Raw genomic sequence first — 14347 nt, forward strand, 5'->3', positions numbered from 1 at the left:
AAATTGTTTGATAAAAATCACCACTAATAATAGTGGTGATTTGGTTTTGCATGTAGGAATGCTGGAATTAATCCTGTTAATGCGGCACGAATATCAGCACGCTCATTAATTAATTGATGCGAGCCTTCCTCTAACATTAATAATGTCTGTAACCTAAATTTACGGCGAATATATTCAATGTTGTATCGCCAATCCACGGTCTGATCAAGTGCACCTTGGGCTAACCATACTGGGATACGACAAGCCGGACGTTGCTCCATTTCTAGCATCCACTTTGACATCGCCAGAATCCAATCCATACCCATCATACGAGGTTGTAATGGATCTTTCAGTCGAATAAAACGCAAAAACTCGGGATTATGATTATTACGGCGGAAATGTCGTGGTACTTGACTTTTAATACGACGAATGATGCCTAATCCAACTGAATTGTGCCACCATGCCGTTTTTGCAGGTCGGATCAAAGGTGACAATAACAATACCCGATCTACGATTGGATCTTCTCGACGTTCAGCAAATTCCAATAAATGATGCATCCAGATCGCACCACCCGTACTTTGTCCAATGCCTAACCAAGGTCTAGGTAATTGTTTTGCATCACGTACCGCATCATAAACTGCATGAAGTACTTGTTGGTAATGATCAAAGTTCTGGATGCTGGCAGCAGAGCCATCACTTAAACCATGTCCTGGCAAATCATAGGTCAACACACTAAAACCTTGATCAAGAATCTCTTTGATAATAGGTTGATAAATACCGCTATGCTCTAAATAACCATGTAATAAACACACTGTACCTTGCACATGATCTCTTAAAGGCTGAAATACTTGCACATGTAGGCGAAACAAAGGCATTTCAACATAGCCTTGCCAATGCTCACATTCTAATGAGTCCAATCCATACAATTTACGATAAGCCAAAAGTGCCTTTGGTGGTTCAATCATTTTATTCAGATCCAATACTTCAAGTAGCTGAGGTGTTGTCTCACGATTAGGTACAGGTAGATCCAGTTGCTTTAAAATTGTCGGATTTAGAAAAGGAATATTTGACATTATGGTATCTCCCGACAATCACTTGAACCAAACAACACATCGCGGATCGTGGCAAGTAACTCATAATTTGCACGACGACTATGGTCATAATTCTTTTCACTTGGACGCCAACTTGTTAATTTAGTTGGCATCGGCGCAACAACAGGAACCGTCTCGATTCCATTTAATGCAAATAAACGTCGAGTTCGCGGCATATGATACTCATCTGTAATGAGAATAACCTTAGGAGCACCACCTTTCTTTTGCAGCAGTAAAGAACTAAAACGTGTGTTTTCACATGTGTTCATACTTCTATTTTCTAATAGTTTGGCTTTAATGCCACGTTCTTCTAACCAAGCTTGCATATAAGGTGCTTCCACACCACTCAAAACAATAGGCAAGTTATATTGCTTTTCAACTTCCAACGTACGTTCTAAACGAAGTCTTGTATAATTATTCACAACAATATCTTTGCCATTTGCGCCAAGTGTTAAGCCCCCACCCAGAACAACAATTGCATAAGGTTGATTTGTATCTTTTAAATCACCACGATCATCTTGTTTATTTTTTTTAGACTCAAGCAAATCCTTACTCAGTAATGACTCGGATTCTTCATCTATAGGTAATGGTATAGGATAAGTATCGAGAAAATTAAGATATGCATCCATCAAAGCCTGATTCTCGGTAGTCGTATGTTGCAAAAAATCAGCTGGGCTACTTGCTGCAAGCATATGCTCTTGCTCGGAAGCTTGTTCTGGCAAACTTGTTTTTTTGTTTGGATCTTCTGGTGCTTTCTCTTGTTCTTCAACAATCAGCTGTTGTAACACCTTATAACGTGCTTGAAGGACTCTAAGATCCTCAGCATCTCGTTGTTTATCCTTATTATCCAACAACTTAAAATATGCTTGCCGCGCGATCCATAAATTTGAACCAGGTTCTAGGCTCTCATGTTCACTCAAAGCCGCCGATTTTTGGCTTTCAGCAGCGACTTCATTTACATTGAACGAGACAAAATGATTTAAACCTTTGACCATTACTTGAGAATAAAAAGGTGAATATAAAAAAAGCACAAAGCAGCCCAATAGCACGAAAAGTATCGTAATGATTCGCACTAAACTGACCATCCAATGCACTTTCTTCATATATCTCCTCAACTCTAATGTGATTGAATTAAACCTTGATCACTGTACAACACAGGTTCAGGTTCAAGCTGAATACCAAATTTCAGTTTTACATCATGCTGTACCGCTTTGTATGTACGCTGAACATCAACTAAGGTGGCATTTGAGTAATTCACCAAGACTAACGCCTGTTTATGGAACATACCCACTGAACCAAGCTGTTTTCCTTTCCAGCCTGCTTGGTCAATCAACCAACCTGCTGCAACTTTAACACTGCCGTTGCCTTGAGGATAATGTGGAATGTTTGGGAATTGTTGAGTAATTTTGTCAAATTCAATTTCTGTTAAGATAGGATTCTTAAAAAAACTACCAACATTTGGATATTCTTTTGGATCTGGTAACTTACTTTGGCGTATCTGAATCACTTGATTCTGCAAATTTTCAGCAGTTAAGTCATCAGCTACTGCCTGTTTTAGATCACCATAACTTAACTTTAGATTTTCATGCTTTAACAATCTAAAGGTAACACTCACAATGATATAACGCTGCGGATGATCTTTAAAAATACTGTGGCGATAAGAAAAATGGCAGTCACGAGCAGCAATGGTGTCAAATTGCTTCAGTTGGCGATCATAGACTTGCACGGATTCGATAAACTCACCCACCTCCACACCATAAGCACCTATATTTTGCACTGGTGAAGCACCTACCAAACCTGGAATTAACGCAAGGTTTTGTAGACCAAACCAGTTTTGCTTGGTGCAATATAATACGAAATCATGCCAAACCTGACCCGCGCCAACTTTTACCGCAATAGTTTGATCATCTTCACTCAGCACGTTGATACCCTGAATATTGAGATGGATCACCAAAGCATGAATATGTTGTGGCAAAAGCAAATTGCTACCACCAGATAAAATGAGAACATTCAAGTTTTCTTGTTTAGCAAATGCCAAAGCATCAACGATTTCACTGGATTGATTAAGCTGAACATAATGAGAAGCGACTACATCAAGATTTAAGGTATTTAAATGTTGAAGTTGAACCTGTTGTTTTACTTGCATATGACATTTAACCTTAATTACGCAACGCTCATTTGTTCTTTTAGAATATTTACCCAAGCTTGACTGCTTGATTCACACTGATCAAGTACACGCTCAAAACCATCAGCTCCACCATAGTAGGGATCTGGAACAGCCTGCTGGGAATATCGAGGATCATGTTCACTCATTAAAGCAATTTTGGCACGAATTTTATGCGCACCGAACTCAGTGATAGCTTCAGACATGAGCGATTGAATATCTTGGTAATTTTCATGATCCATGGCAAGAATCAAGTCAAACTCAATAAAATCTGTCAAGATCATTTGTCTCGCCCTCAATGCAGAAAGATCATAGCCTCGTTGACTTGCATGTTGCTGACTACGGCGATCTGGAGCTTTATTCGGGTGATAATTGCTGGTACCTGCCGAATCGACGATTACATTCAGGCCATGCGCATCACAATGATGTCTAAAAACAACTTCTGCTGTTGGTGAGCGGCAAATATTTCCTAAACAGACACACAACACCTTATAGGGCGTTTTCATTTAAAAAAACACTCCAACAACTTGTATTTTGAATAGATAGTTATATGACATGCAAAATTCCTGCAAAATAAACGCAAAACTATTAAATGTCATTATGCATGAGTTGACCATTCTGACATCAGGTATTTTGTCAAAACTTGCATTGATTTGAAAGGAAATAATGTTTATTAGTAATGATTATTCTTCTTAGATGTTTACTTTTTGGAAATAAATGAAGTGTGCAAACTACGAGCGCATAGCTTGGAGCCGCGCTCGACAATCACATTTATTTGACTAACTTTTGAATATCAAGCTGACATCTTAACTGTCTTGATAGTCTAATTCTAATTGCAGCTAATCAGCTTGTAGAGTACCGATGAACTCGCTTGGGTTTGGTTCCAAACAGATATAGAGGCTAGAACTTCAACCACTAACCACTAACCACTAACCACTAACCACTAACCACTAACCCAATTTTAGATAAATATATAATAAAAATAATAAATGTTTTAATACTATCTTAATAATTAATTTCGTATAGTTTCATACGAACCAAAATTATCCAATGTAAGCATATGAATAATATAAATAGTTGCTCATATATCTATCCTATCTATCTCATTAGCAGTCTTGTTCTTAGACCTAATTCTTATCAGAACCAGAAGGATGATTTATTTATGAATGCGAAATATCGAATGAGCTATGAATATATTCCCACTCTCTCCAATCAACCACTAAAAATTAAATTATATCAGTCATTTATTTTGTGATTTGGAGTTTGTGAAAACTCTAAACACAAATAATTCCTTTTCAGCCAGCTTAAGTTATTTAACCTTCGGAGAATCACTCATGCCGTTACATAATACATCCACAGACTATGGAACCATTGCTAAATGGTTTCACTGGGGAACAGCACTGTTATTTCTAGCAGCATATTGCTCTGTTTATTACAGACATTGGTTTACAGAAAGAGGGACACCTGAAAACTTTACTGCACTACAGTTACATCTATCGGTAGGCATCAGTATTGGTGTGATCATCATACTCAGGATTATATGGCGTCTTAAAAATCAACAACCTAAACTAGAGCCCGCAAGTAAACTATCCCATTTAGCGGCCCACGCAGGTCACTTTGCCTTGTATTCCATTATGATCATTACACCGCTAACTGGATATCTAGGTACAGGCGTAGATACAGAGTACTTCTTCCTTTTTAATATTCCAAAATTTGAAGATACCTATATCTTCCAAAACTGGATACATAATGGCCTAGGAATAAGTTTTGAAGCATTTGAAAAACCTATTGATTTTATTCACAAGGAAATTTTGGGTAAATGGCTAGTTTGGATATTAATTGCAGGTCATGCTGGTGCCGCCTTATACCATCATTACGTTAAAAAAGACCGGACATTGATTAAAATGACAAGCAGTAAATAGTTTACAAAGACTTTGTTACACAAACCTATTTCTAAAGGCTTATTCAAGAATATAATTCTTATATGAATAAGCCAATGTCTACAATAAATCGTATACCAATTGGTCTAATTACGATAAGGTACTGATAAATATAAAAGATATCCTTTTGACCCTAGAACGCAACAATGAGTACACTCAAAGGCAAACCAAGCTATATCATATTAAATTATCGGGCGATATATTATCCTCAAAGGATTTTTCACGTATGGTTTGAGCTCAGCTCTGGTATATTTCTGCAACAAAATCCTTTACACACATCTAACCGTCTACCCCCTAATTGGGCGTTTTAGATGGCATAATTTCTTCAGAGTTACACACTCAAAATAGCATCTAATGTTAATTTATTTGTGTTCTGAAACTTATAGCAATCTCATATTAAAATTTTGCATTTGTAGAGTTTTATTAACAATTTAACGATGTTTTTAGACTATGTCGGATACATAGAGAGAAATACTGACATTCCTAAATACACGTGGCAGAATGAAAACAATTAGATTTTCCAAGCAGAAAGGACACAAGTATGAACTCATTTCAATTTCAGACCGTTTCCAACATTATTTCAGGCTTGGGCTCTATCAATGAACTTGGCAGTATTCTGCAATCACAGAATTATCATAAAGCGCTCTTAGTTACTGATCAGGGAATGATTCAGCATCAGCTTCACCTACCCATCTTAAAAATTTTAGATCAAATTGGCTTGGACTATATTATTTATTCAGATATACAAGCCGACCCTCCAGAACACCTTGTATTAGAAGCAGTTGAGTTCGCCAAACAGGAGCAGATTGATGTTGTGATCGGTTTTGGAGGTGGCAGCTCCATGGATGTCGCTAAATTAATTGCACTACTTACACACCCGCAGCAGCAGCAACATCTCACTGAGATTTATGGCGTAAATCAGGCAAAAGCACCTCGTTTGGCTTTAATCCTTGCTCCAACTACAGCCGGCACAGGCTCAGAAGTTACCCCTATTTCAATTGTCACTACGGGAGCAACGACCAAAATGGGCGTTGTCTCTCCTATTCTTTATGCAGATGTGGCAATTTTAGATGCAACATTTACCCAAGCGTTACCAGCACATATCACTGCCGCAACAGGAATAGATGCAATGGTACATGCGATAGAAGCCTACACATCACAGCTTAAAAAGAACTTTTATGCAGATATGTTAGCTAAAAATGCATTATTGTTACTCAACAATAATTTAGCCAAAGTACTTAAGAATGGATCAGATCTAGAGGCACGTCAAAATATGCTGGTAGGTTCAATGCTGGCTGGTCAAGCATTTGCTAATGCACCCGTAGGTGCAGTGCATGCCTTAGCCTATCCATTGGGTGGACATTTTCATCTTTCACACGGCCATACTAATGCACTGGTTCTTGTTGAAGTTCTAAAATTCAACGCGCCAAAAGCGAAACAATATTATGCTGAATTAATGCAACTATTAGATCCTCGAAGCACAGGCTGTATCGATGGCCTATGCGATTTGTTCATTGATCATATGCAAAATCATTTAGACCACAGTGGTTTGACGCTAAAACTAAAAGATTTGAATATTGCAGAATCACAATTAGCGCAACTTGCAAAAGATGCGATGTTACAAACTCGATTATTGCAAAATAATCCTAGAGAGATGACAGAACAAGACGCTTTACAAATTTATCAGGCGATTTATGCATGAGTAAACCAACTTTAAGAACACGTGAACAATTTAAATTCTTTTTTAACATTCAAACACGTTGGGCCGATAACGATATTTATGGTCATGTGAATAATGTGACCTATTATAGTTACTTTGATACTGCCGCAAACTCACTCCTAATTCAGAAAACAGGGTTTGACATTCACAACAGCGAAATTATTGGATTAGTCGTTGACTCAGCATGCAGCTTCCTCCAAGAATTGTCTTTTCCAGAAATCATTGAAGTCGGTGTTGCCATTGGAAAAATTGGTAACTCTTCCTTACGTTATGAGTTAGCAATTTTTAAACAGCATCAAATACAAGCTGCTGCTCAAGGGCATTTTGTTCATGTATTTGTCGATCGAAAAAATCGTAAAAGTACAGCAATTCCTCAAAATATGCGTGAGGTACTTAATCAATATCTACTGATAGAAAAATAACAACCAAGGCAAAGTGAAAAAACTTTGCCTTGGTTAAGTAGACTAAGGTTTCAATTGGATATTTTGCAACTCAGCATCAAATGTATCCACTAAACTTTTAATCGTTGGCTCTTGATGCAACAACTCTACTGCACGATTAAATGCTTTTTCCTTACGTGAGTTTTGCAGAATTAAAGGTGTATTGGAGCTCACATCACCATACTCTACACTGAACTGGGTCTTCGGCCATTGTGCTTTCAATGCTTCCTCTAAACCATGTTGCAATTGAGACAACATTCCCTCGTATTGCTGTGGAATATGGAAAATAGAAGCACCATTAATTTGCCCATGCATCACGCCATGCTGTGCGAGCTCTTGTACTGCTGGTGACAATTGACTGGTTCTAAACCAATATTCCCATTTTGCTAAATCCCACTCTCCTTCTAACACCTGCATAGGCAGTTTGAGAATGTCTTGAGGCATCAAATCTGTTGGTGTCACCTCATCCTGTTGCGTCATAAATACATCTGGCTTTTCGCTATCATCGCCAGTCTCTTTTATAACTGCCTCAGGAATAGCCACATCGACAGGTTGAGTATCATCCACCACTAAATCGAAATGATCATCCTGTGCCCGCTCAACGATTTGCTCGCTCAACTGAACTTGGGTATTTGACTCAACTGAAAAAACTAAAACATCTTCTGACTTAGTAATATCTAACTGAAAATGTTGCTGATCAACTGATGTATCCAATCCGATAAGCTGACCATCCTCAGCATCAAACACCATTAGATCAGAATTTTTCGGTTCAGGTTCAGGTTCAGGTTCAGGTTCAGGTTCAGGTTCAGGTTCAGGTTCAACATTAACTACTTTAGCATCTACTACTGCAAGCTGCTGTTCAACACCTGAACTTTGGGTGAATTGCAGCGATGATGTTTCAATGATTACAGTTGACTGATCACTGACGGTGACTTCACCTATGCTCAATGGTCTAAATGCAAGCATCCGCAAAACACACATTTCAAAACCTTGTTCTTGTGTGACCGCCAGCTGCAAATCTGCACGACCTTTACATGCGATTTGATAATAAAGTTGTAAATCTTGTGCTGAAACTAAACGAGCAAGATGTAAGATTTTCTGATTAATTTCTTCACTATATTTTAGAGCAAGATCAGGCAAATACTGCAACATGGCCAATTCATGCAATGTTGAAACCAACTGATCGAGAACCAATGAAACATCTAATGCTTGTTGTCTAAATTGCATCAGCAATTGACTCACTTGTGCCTGCTGATTTTGATGAATAGCTAAAATCAAATCATAAATAATCGTACGATCAATCAAGCCCAACATATCTTTGACATCTTGATGATGCACTGCACCTTGGCCATAGGCAATTGCTTGGTCAGTTAAAGATAATGCATCACGCAAAGAACCTTGTGCAGACTCCGCAATTTGCCAAATCGCATCTTGATCCGCATCAATATGCTCTTTAGCCAAGATCGCTGTTAAATGTTCAGTAATTTCATCTACAGCCAGAGGGCGCAACGTAAATTGCAAACAACGTGAAACCACAGTAATTGGAAGCTTTTGCGGATCAGTCGTTGCAAATAGAAATTTTACATGCTCAGGAGGTTCTTCCAATGTTTTAAGTAAAGCATTAAAAGAATGCGTAGAAAGCATATGCACTTCATCGATCAAGTAAACTTTGAATCTACCTTGTGTCGGTGCATACGGAACATTATCAAGCAGTTCACGGGTATCTTCGACTTTAGTCCGTGATGCTGCATCAATTTCGATCAAATCAATAAAACGACCTTCATTCACCGCTTTACAAGTAGCGCATACTTCACATGGTGTTGAAGTTACACCAGTTTCACAATTCAAACACTTGGCTAAGATACGTGCAATCGTGGTTTTACCAACCCCACGCGTTCCTGTAAATAAGTAAGCATGGTGTAAACGTCCACGCTCCAAAGCGCTGGTTAACGCACGAGAAACATGATTTTGTCCCACTAACTCATTGAAATTACGAGGACGGTATTTTCTTGCCAGTACTTGATACATGTATGCTCCCTTTTTGCATCCTAAGCATACTGTTTTTTTGAAAGACTGTGAACGAATACGCTGCTAATTGATCAAGATTAAATACATTCCATCATTTTTATTTCCACAACGATTGCATCGCGACAATGCTTGCACCAATCCTCAACTGCATAGACAATACACTTCAAATTTATACGTTTCGGTTTTCTCCTTATGTCTCAACAATCTTTGACGGTTTTAGGCGGTATTACTGCAGAACAATTTCTTGCTGAATATTGGCAAAAGAAACCTTTACTTGTACGCAATGCAATGCCTGAGATCATTGGTCTATTAGAACCAGCCGATGTTCAAGAACTCGCTTTAGAAGAAGATGTTACAGCTCGCTTAATCCGTCAAAAAAATAAAAATCCAAATGAATGGCATGTAAAATCATCACCACTAACCAAAGGTGACTTCCAAAAACTACCGAATCTTTGGACGCTCTTGGTACAAGCAGTAGACCACTACTCTTTTGATATCGCAGAATTATGGAAAAAATTTCCTTTTATTCCACAGTGGCGACGTGATGACATTATGGTGTCTTATGCACCTAAAGGAGGATCTGTCGGCAAACATTTTGACTTTTATGATGTTTTCTTAGTACAAGGTTATGGTCATCGCCGTTGGCAGTTGGGCCAAAAATGTGATGAAACAACTGCGCTTATTCCTGATCAGCCACTAAAACTTCTCACGGACATGCATGTTGAATTTGACGAAGTGCTTGCACCTGGCGATTTACTTTACGTTCCACCTGGACTTGCACATTATGGTGTTGCAGAAGATGACTGTTTAACATTTTCTTTTGGCTTCCGTATGCCAAACCTTTCAGAAATGATCGATCAGGTCAGTGATAAGTTTGCTGAAAATGAAATACTTAAAAAACCACTCATCGACATTGTACGTCAACACACTGCTCCAATCGGTAAGATCAACAGTACTGAACTTGCCTATTTAAAAGCGCAATTGTTAGATTACCTTACTCAAGCCCCTGAATTTGAGGCGGCAATCATGTCTTATATGAGTGAATCAAATTACCCGAATAGCATTCCTGAACCTGAAGAAATTACAACAGAAGATTTACTGGAGGTCATTGGGACTGGTTATCAGTTAATTTTAGAACCAGCATCGAGACTGCTCTACAGAGAACTAGGAGACAGTTTAGATTTCTGGGCAAATAGTGAAAATGTATGTGTGTCCAAAAATTTTGAAAATGAATTAAAGAAAATCGCGGATGGTGAAAGCTTAGAGTTTAATGAGCAATTCAATCAACATGAAGTTTTAGAAGATATAGCTCAATTGCTCAATAGTGCAATCGTGATGCTTTTGCCCCCAAACTAACTTTTTAGCAACGACTTTCGAGTATATTTATGGAAGTATATGAAACACATCAACTATGTCGTTTTATTACAGGTCATTAACTATACTCGAAAGTTGTAATCCAATTATTGGTATAAAAATTACATATTAATATTTGAATAACAATAAAAAATTTATAAACTGTTTATTAATAATATTAAACATACATTAAAGCTAATTATTTTTTGATTACAACGGAGCCAATCATGCTTAAAAAAACCTTAGTTTGTTCATTTATTGCATCCTCCCTCTTTCTTCAGACGGTTCACGCTTGCACTAGAGCGGTGTATTTAGGCAATAATGATCATATTATTACTGCCCGCTCAATGGATTGGAAGGTTGATGTCGGAACAAACCTTTGGATTATGCCAAGTGGTATCGAACGCGATAGCAATGCTGGACCAAAATCACTGAAATGGAAATCCAAATACGGTAGTGTGATCGCAACTGGCTATGATATTTCGACAACAGATGGAATGAATGAAGCGGGCTTAGTGGCAAATGTGCTTTGGTTAGTAGAATCTCAATATCCAGACACTAAAAAATCGAACAAACCACAATTGAGTATCTCCGCTTGGGCACAGTACGTACTTGATAATTTCTCAACAGTAGCTGAAGCAGTTAAAACCTTAGAGAAAGAACCATTTGATCTAATTACAGACAACGTTCCTGGTGAGCAACGCCTAACAACATTACACTTGTCGATTTCAGATAAAACTGGTGATAGTGCAATTATTGAATATATTGGTGGTAAGCAAGTCATTCATCATAATAAGAAATACCAAGTTATGACCAATTCACCAACCTTTGACCAGCAACTCGCATTGAATACCTATTGGCAGCAAATAGGTGGAACCGTTATGTTACCTGGTACAAATCGTGCGGCGGATCGATTTGCACGCGCATCATTCTATATCAATGCAATTCCTAAAAATGATAATCCAAAAGATGCTATCGCCTCTGTATTTAGTGTTATTCGCAATGCATCTGTACCCTATGGTTTAAATACAGCAGAAGAACCGAATATCTCTTCAACACGCTGGAGAACTGTAGCAGATCATAAACAGCAATTATATTTCTTCGAATCTGCAGTTTCACCAAATGTTTTTTGGATAGATTTAAAGAAAATTAATTTTAAAGATGGAATAACGCGTAAACTTGATCTTGGCAAAGATCAACAGAATACCTTTGCTGGTGATGCCACGAATCAATTTAAAATTGCCAAGCCATTTGAGTTTCTTGGTCCTCAGCTACACCATTCACGTTAAAAATTCACCCAAGAGAATTCAGATATGAAAAAAATCATTGTCTTAATTGGTCTTTCGTTCACACTTGCTGGTTGTGTCACACCAGTAACATCAACAAGTAGTAACAGCAATGATCTTATAGCAACAGCAGGTTCTTTAACCTGTAAGGCGAATGAACTTTGTCCGAGTGTGGTTGTTGAATGGGACAAGCAAAACAAACAACAACTTAAGCTTGATGTCGCACTGACTAGTAGTTATGACTATTATGATATCGGTAACATTATTTTTACCATCGATGGCAAAACATTTACCTATGCACCTATAGGACCGACCCAGCAAAAATATATAAACCGTTTGATTCCAAAGCGCTCATCCAACACTTTCGTTATTCCGAGTTCATTCTTGTATGAGTTGAGAAACGCCAAAAATGTGGATCTTGCTATAGATACCAATAAAGGCGTAATTAAACGTTCAGTTTATACCCCAACGCAACAATCTATGCTTTACCATAACTTTGCACAACTCATAACTGAACTCACCCGCTAGCCCCTCCTTGTTTACACATAATTAGAGATCAATTGTATTGCTACAGTTGATCTTTAATTTCAAAAAATGCAAATGATTATTATTTAAACTTATATGCTTAGTTATTTACTCACTATCTATATAAACTAAAGTTAACCACAATTTATTTTTTATATTTTCTTATTAACTCATATATACAGTTTCGATATTAATATTATAAATTCATGCTGTTATTTTTAACTAGTCTATTTCGTTGTAAAATTTAAAATCAATCAAATAAATATTGTTATTTTTCGCTATGATATTTATTTGATACGGTGTAGACTATTCGCCAAAATTGCATGATGAAATGCAAAAAGATGCTCTTGATGACGAGCAAACTCGAGGCGTTATATGTCAAAAAAAGAAGATATTATTACCACAGCGTTACGACTGTTTAACTCGCATAGTTACAATTCGGTTGGGGTTGATCGGATCATAAGCGAGTCTAATGTCGCAAAAATGACATTTTACAAATATTTCCCTTCCAAGGAAAAATTAATTCAAGAATGTCTGATCCAACGCAATCAAAATTTACAAGCCTCGTTAAATTTAACACTAGCAGAGTGTGACCCAACAGATCATTTGGGACAGCTTAGAGCAATTTTTGAATGGTATTCAGCATGGTTCAATAGTGACGATTTTAACGGCTGCATGTTCCAAAAAGCACTCGAAGAAGTTATTAAAATCTACCCTTCGACTTTGGAACCAGCAACACAATATAAAATTTGGTTGACGGCACTCATTGAAAACTTGCTTGCGAATCTTGGGATTCAAAATCCAATCCATCTGGCAACACTCATTGTAAGCATACTTGATGGTATGACAATACAGGCACATGTCAACAAAAGCTCAGTCGATATTAATGAGTATTGGAAGCGTGTAAATCAATTAATCAGTTTTGAGCAAGCACTAACATAAACAGCTCTATCCCTTTAGTCATAGAGGGATAGCTTATAAAAAATAATGTGATAAAAAAATAAAGCGTGATTTATAATTATTTTTCTGGCTCACGCTTGCGTCTGAGTGTAAAAGAATAATAAGTATTATTACCCTCTGGCGGTTATGTTTTCACATTTCCGATCCTTTTTATGCAGACAGATTATTCTGTCTTATTGGCAATTGTATACAATTTTTCACAAAGCACAATCATTATTTTAATTTTTTGCATATTTTTAGATATATTAACAACTTAATTTTATTGTTTAACAAAAATTAATAATTACTACTTACATCAGAATGGATTGATCCATTTTTAAGCAATAAAAATTATTTTGTGAATTACATCTATAATAACCATTATTTTTGAGATATAAATCACAAAAACACATATACTTATTAGATTTTTTGATATGATATGTCATTAAAATCCATTGCAATTATGCAGTTTTACTACATTTTTTCCCATTTCTCACCTTATACTAGACCCGGTTTTCTGGTAGTGATGAGCGTATGCAAAAGGATCTTGAAATTGAGGCAATGAGAGAGTCTGCTGATATCGTTGTAAATGTACTTAAATCTCTTGCAAATACTGATCGATTAATCATTTTGTGTCATCTAACTCAAAAAGAGCTCAATGTTTCTCAAATTGCCGAAGTAACAAAAATTGTTCAACCCACACTTTCACAACAACTGATGATGTTGCGTAAAAGTAAAGTAGTGTCTACTCGCAGAGATGGTAAACAAATTTTTTACTCCATCCTTGATCCCAAACTCAGTATTCTTTTAGAAACCTTATATAAACATTATTGTCCCCAAGTAGAAGTTTAAATTATCTCTCCTTTGTTTAGCATTTTTTCT

13 protein-coding genes are annotated in these 14347 nt (G+C 37.1%); 8 read left to right on the plus strand and 5 right to left on the minus strand.

The window, feature by feature from the left end; translation table 11 throughout:
* Nucleotides 1-23 precede the first annotated feature (23 nt).
* Genes DS737_RS09015 through DS737_RS09030 form a run of 4 tightly spaced genes read right to left on the minus strand, consistent with a single transcriptional unit; the run spans nucleotide 24 to nucleotide 3740 of the window.
* On the minus strand, nucleotides 24-1052 hold the full coding sequence (locus DS737_RS09015) for an alpha/beta hydrolase (protein ID WP_113997355.1): 1029 nt from the start codon (nucleotides 1050-1052) through the stop codon (nucleotides 24-26).
* On the minus strand, nucleotides 1052-2173 hold the full coding sequence (locus DS737_RS09020; RefSeq protein WP_005080952.1) for a YdcF family protein: 1122 nt from the start codon (nucleotides 2171-2173) through the stop codon (nucleotides 1052-1054). The genes DS737_RS09015 and DS737_RS09020 overlap by 1 nt, the downstream gene beginning before the upstream one ends.
* Nucleotides 2174-2187: 14 nt before the next feature.
* Entirely contained in the window at nucleotides 2188-3216 is a 1029-nt protein-coding gene (gene murB / locus DS737_RS09025; protein ID WP_100833701.1) for a UDP-N-acetylmuramate dehydrogenase, read from the minus strand.
* Nucleotides 3217-3233: 17 nt separating this feature from the next.
* Nucleotides 3234-3740, minus strand: a complete 507-nt coding sequence (locus DS737_RS09030) for a low molecular weight protein-tyrosine-phosphatase (RefSeq protein ID WP_113997356.1) — start codon at nucleotides 3738-3740, stop codon at nucleotides 3234-3236.
* Between the two features lie 828 nt (nucleotides 3741-4568).
* Here DS737_RS09030 and DS737_RS09035 point away from each other — a divergent pair.
* The 3 genes from DS737_RS09035 to DS737_RS09045 all read left to right on the plus strand — a co-directional run bounded on the left by DS737_RS09035 (nucleotide 4569) and on the right by DS737_RS09045 (nucleotide 7316).
* Entirely contained in the window at nucleotides 4569-5156 is a 588-nt protein-coding gene (locus DS737_RS09035; protein ID WP_004638885.1) for a cytochrome b, read from the plus strand.
* A 559-nt stretch (nucleotides 5157-5715) separates the two neighbouring features.
* Nucleotides 5716-6876, plus strand: a complete 1161-nt coding sequence (locus DS737_RS09040) for an iron-containing alcohol dehydrogenase (protein WP_113997357.1) — start codon at nucleotides 5716-5718, stop codon at nucleotides 6874-6876.
* On the plus strand, nucleotides 6873-7316 hold the full coding sequence (locus DS737_RS09045; RefSeq protein ID WP_100833703.1) for an acyl-CoA thioesterase: 444 nt from the start codon (nucleotides 6873-6875) through the stop codon (nucleotides 7314-7316). The genes DS737_RS09040 and DS737_RS09045 overlap by 4 nt, the downstream gene beginning before the upstream one ends.
* Before the next feature lie 42 nt (nucleotides 7317-7358).
* On the opposite strand, the gene dnaX is transcribed toward DS737_RS09045, so the two are convergent.
* Nucleotides 7359-9362: a DNA polymerase III subunit gamma/tau gene (gene dnaX / locus DS737_RS09050; protein ID WP_113997358.1), complete on the minus strand. Its 2004-nt coding sequence runs from the start codon at nucleotides 9360-9362 to the stop codon at nucleotides 7359-7361.
* A 192-nt stretch (nucleotides 9363-9554) separates the two neighbouring features.
* Between dnaX and DS737_RS09055 the strand changes: the two genes are divergently transcribed.
* The 5 genes from DS737_RS09055 (at nucleotide 9555) to DS737_RS09075 (ending at nucleotide 14317) form a co-directional block, all read left to right on the plus strand.
* Nucleotides 9555-10718 carry a cupin domain-containing protein gene (locus tag DS737_RS09055; protein WP_008941501.1) on the plus strand — a complete coding sequence of 388 codons (1164 nt, stop codon included), beginning with the start codon at nucleotides 9555-9557 and terminating at the stop codon, nucleotides 10716-10718.
* Nucleotides 10719-10942: 224 nt separating this feature from the next.
* Nucleotides 10943-12004, plus strand: a complete 1062-nt coding sequence (locus DS737_RS09060) for a linear amide C-N hydrolase (RefSeq protein WP_113997359.1) — start codon at nucleotides 10943-10945, stop codon at nucleotides 12002-12004.
* A gap of 24 nt (nucleotides 12005-12028) precedes the next feature.
* Nucleotides 12029-12529, plus strand: coding sequence for a hypothetical protein (locus DS737_RS09065; RefSeq protein ID WP_005080967.1), 501 nt, complete (start codon nucleotides 12029-12031; stop codon nucleotides 12527-12529).
* Nucleotides 12530-12901: 372 nt separating this feature from the next.
* Nucleotides 12902-13468 carry a TetR/AcrR family transcriptional regulator gene (locus tag DS737_RS09070; RefSeq protein WP_004638873.1) on the plus strand — a complete coding sequence of 189 codons (567 nt, stop codon included), beginning with the start codon at nucleotides 12902-12904 and terminating at the stop codon, nucleotides 13466-13468.
* A gap of 531 nt (nucleotides 13469-13999) precedes the next feature.
* Nucleotides 14000-14317: an ArsR/SmtB family transcription factor gene (locus DS737_RS09075; protein ID WP_004638870.1), complete on the plus strand. Its 318-nt coding sequence runs from the start codon at nucleotides 14000-14002 to the stop codon at nucleotides 14315-14317.
* Nucleotides 14318-14347 lie beyond the last annotated feature (30 nt).

Source organism: Acinetobacter haemolyticus (assembly GCF_003323815.1).
Taxonomy (GTDB): domain Bacteria; phylum Pseudomonadota; class Gammaproteobacteria; order Pseudomonadales; family Moraxellaceae; genus Acinetobacter; species Acinetobacter haemolyticus.

What these genes read in the sequence shown, in the direction of transcription:
- DS737_RS09060 (WP_113997359.1), top strand. Translation starts at nt 10,943, where the DNA reads ATGCTTAAAAAAACCTTAGTTTGTTCATTTATTGCATCCTCCCTCTTT.
- DS737_RS09020 (WP_005080952.1), bottom strand. Translation starts at nt 2,173, where the DNA reads ATGAAGAAAGTGCATTGGATGGTCAGTTTAGTGCGAATCATTACGATA.
- DS737_RS09055 (WP_008941501.1), top strand. Translation starts at nt 9,555, where the DNA reads ATGTCTCAACAATCTTTGACGGTTTTAGGCGGTATTACTGCAGAACAA.
- DS737_RS09030 (WP_113997356.1), bottom strand. Translation starts at nt 3,740, where the DNA reads ATGAAAACGCCCTATAAGGTGTTGTGTGTCTGTTTAGGAAATATTTGC.
- murB (WP_100833701.1), bottom strand. Translation starts at nt 3,216, where the DNA reads ATGCAAGTAAAACAACAGGTTCAACTTCAACATTTAAATACCTTAAAT.
- DS737_RS09015 (WP_113997355.1), bottom strand. Translation starts at nt 1,052, where the DNA reads ATGTCAAATATTCCTTTTCTAAATCCGACAATTTTAAAGCAACTGGAT.
- DS737_RS09065 (WP_005080967.1), top strand. Translation starts at nt 12,029, where the DNA reads ATGAAAAAAATCATTGTCTTAATTGGTCTTTCGTTCACACTTGCTGGT.
- DS737_RS09075 (WP_004638870.1), top strand. Translation starts at nt 14,000, where the DNA reads ATGCAAAAGGATCTTGAAATTGAGGCAATGAGAGAGTCTGCTGATATC.
- DS737_RS09040 (WP_113997357.1), top strand. Translation starts at nt 5,716, where the DNA reads ATGAACTCATTTCAATTTCAGACCGTTTCCAACATTATTTCAGGCTTG.
- DS737_RS09035 (WP_004638885.1), top strand. Translation starts at nt 4,569, where the DNA reads ATGCCGTTACATAATACATCCACAGACTATGGAACCATTGCTAAATGG.
- DS737_RS09070 (WP_004638873.1), top strand. Translation starts at nt 12,902, where the DNA reads ATGTCAAAAAAAGAAGATATTATTACCACAGCGTTACGACTGTTTAAC.
- DS737_RS09045 (WP_100833703.1), top strand. Translation starts at nt 6,873, where the DNA reads ATGAGTAAACCAACTTTAAGAACACGTGAACAATTTAAATTCTTTTTT.
- dnaX (WP_113997358.1), bottom strand. Translation starts at nt 9,362, where the DNA reads ATGTATCAAGTACTGGCAAGAAAATACCGTCCTCGTAATTTCAATGAG.